The 2106-nt window shown below is 60.6% G+C and carries 1 pseudogene; it reads left to right on the forward strand.

The window, feature by feature from the left end:
* Positions 1–211: 211 nt before the first annotated feature.
* Positions 212–2106 (forward strand): annotated as a pseudogene (locus WCB02_RS39995) (hypothetical protein); the annotation flags it as partial.

Below are 2106 nucleotides of genomic sequence, written 5' to 3' on the forward strand. Positions count from 1 at the left end.
GGCGAAGTCCTCCTTCACGCTCTGCTCCGAGCGGGCGATAACGCAGTGGGGGTACGATCCGCTGGAGGTCGGCGGCCTGATCGATCGTTATGCGGCTGAGATAAAGTCGTGGTAGCTGCAATTCAAAGAGGCGTGTAACTGGAATACAACCTTCGATTAATCGTTGTTGATGCCACCTCCAATTGCGTATAATGACCCGGCCGGGTAAGATTTGCAGGCGAAGTGCTCGATTCATCATCCAGAGCTTGTTCGTGGGGCGTTTGGCAACGAAGTCGTTGCGGAGTTGAGGGTCGTCATGCCACTGCGCGGTGGAGGGTCATTCATCAGGTGGCATCATCATGGCGGCCTCGATGACGGCTTTTCCGACACCTTCGATTTCGTCGACCTTTCAAGCGACGCGGATGTGCAGATTCCAAATCTGCCGTTGCCCGATCATTCGGGCATCGGCGCGGATCCGCTAGCGGCCGTCGGCGCATCAGCCGTCGTGGCGCAACCGGGCCCGAGTAGCGCCGCGGCTACGAGTGCGGACGGCGCGACCTCCGTTGGGACAATTACGTTTGTGTCTGACGACGTGGGCACCGGATCGCCGATTTCGTCCCAGGACGTCAGCCAAGCCGCCGTTCCCGACGCAGCCGCAACGACAGGCAGCGGGGTCACGATCACGCAGGCCACGACGCAGGCCGACGGCTCGCTCACCGAAACCGTCAGCTTCGCCGGCAGCGGCATTGTCTTCAACAACACCTTCGCGGCGGGACTTTCGCAGGCCTACATCAATTGCGCCCTGGCGGCGGAACAGACGATCGCGGGCGAGTGGAGCAATGCGGTCACGATCAACGAGTCCTTCACGGCTGCGGCCGAGGGAAAAAACGGCGAACTCGCGAGCAACAGCTTCTTTGTGGATTCGGTCAGCTATGCGACGCTGAAAAGCGCGCTGACCTCGCTCGCGTCGCGAGAGCCGACCGACATCTATTTGCAGCAGGCCGTCGCCGATCTGCCTTCGTCGGATCCATCCGGCGGAGCCGGATTTAAACTGGCGCTGCCTTATGCGCGGATGCTCGGACTGACCACGGTCAGTGAATCTCCCGACGACACGGTGACCTTGAACACAAGCTACAACTGGAGCTACGGGCAGGACGTCACCAATGCGTTGACGCACGAGATTTCCGAAGGCGGCATGGGGCGGATCGGGGGGCTGGGCGACCAGAATAGCTTCTGGAGCGTCATGGACCTGTTCCGTTACAACTCGTCCGGAGTGGCCGACTACAGCGACGGCCGTGATGGTCTAACGACCTACTTCTCCTACAATGGCGGTACGACGCTATCGAGCCTGTCGTTCAACAACGAGTACAGCGGAAGCTCTCACGTCAATGGCGGCGATACCGCCGATTTCACCCAACTTGACGTCTTCGGTACCGGCACGCCGGGCGAAACCAATACGCTGTCGCCGACCGATATCCAGCTGATGGATGCCCTGGGTTGGGTTTCTCCGGCGGTGGTGATTCAGGTCGATACCAACGGGTTTGGCCCGACCCGGCTGGTCGAGGTCGGAGATCAATTTGCGCTGGAGAATGTGAGCGGAGACGGGCCATTTCTGCAACTTAACGGCGCTCCTGTAGTCGCGGGCCAACTCAGTCCATGGGCACTGGTCGGCGCTGCCCTGACCGCGACCGGCTACGAAGTCGCCTGGAAGCTCGGCAGCTCCTTCATTATCTGGAACACGGACAGTAACGGCAACTATCTCTCTCAGTCCGGCATTCTCTCGAGCACCAGCACCGCACTGGAAGTTGCCGAGTCCGTTTTCCATCAAGATTTCAATGGCGACGGGACGATTGGCGTCACGTCAACCCTGGTCGAATCCGACGGCACGACCTCGCTGGTCGCGGTCGCCGATCAGTACGCGCTTGAGAACAACAGCGGAAACGGGCCGCATCTGCAGCTGAATGGCGCAGCCGTCGTGGCAGGTGGGTTCGACGGCTGGACTCCGGTTGCCGCCGTGCAGACGGCGAGCGGCTACGAAGTCGCCTGGCAGCTCGGCGGCTCCTTCATCATCTGGAACACCGACAGCAACGGTAACTATCTTTCGCAAACCGGCGTTCTTTTGGGCAC

Source organism: Bradyrhizobium sp., from assembly GCF_049581145.1.
Lineage (GTDB): Bacteria > Pseudomonadota > Alphaproteobacteria > Rhizobiales > Xanthobacteraceae > Bradyrhizobium.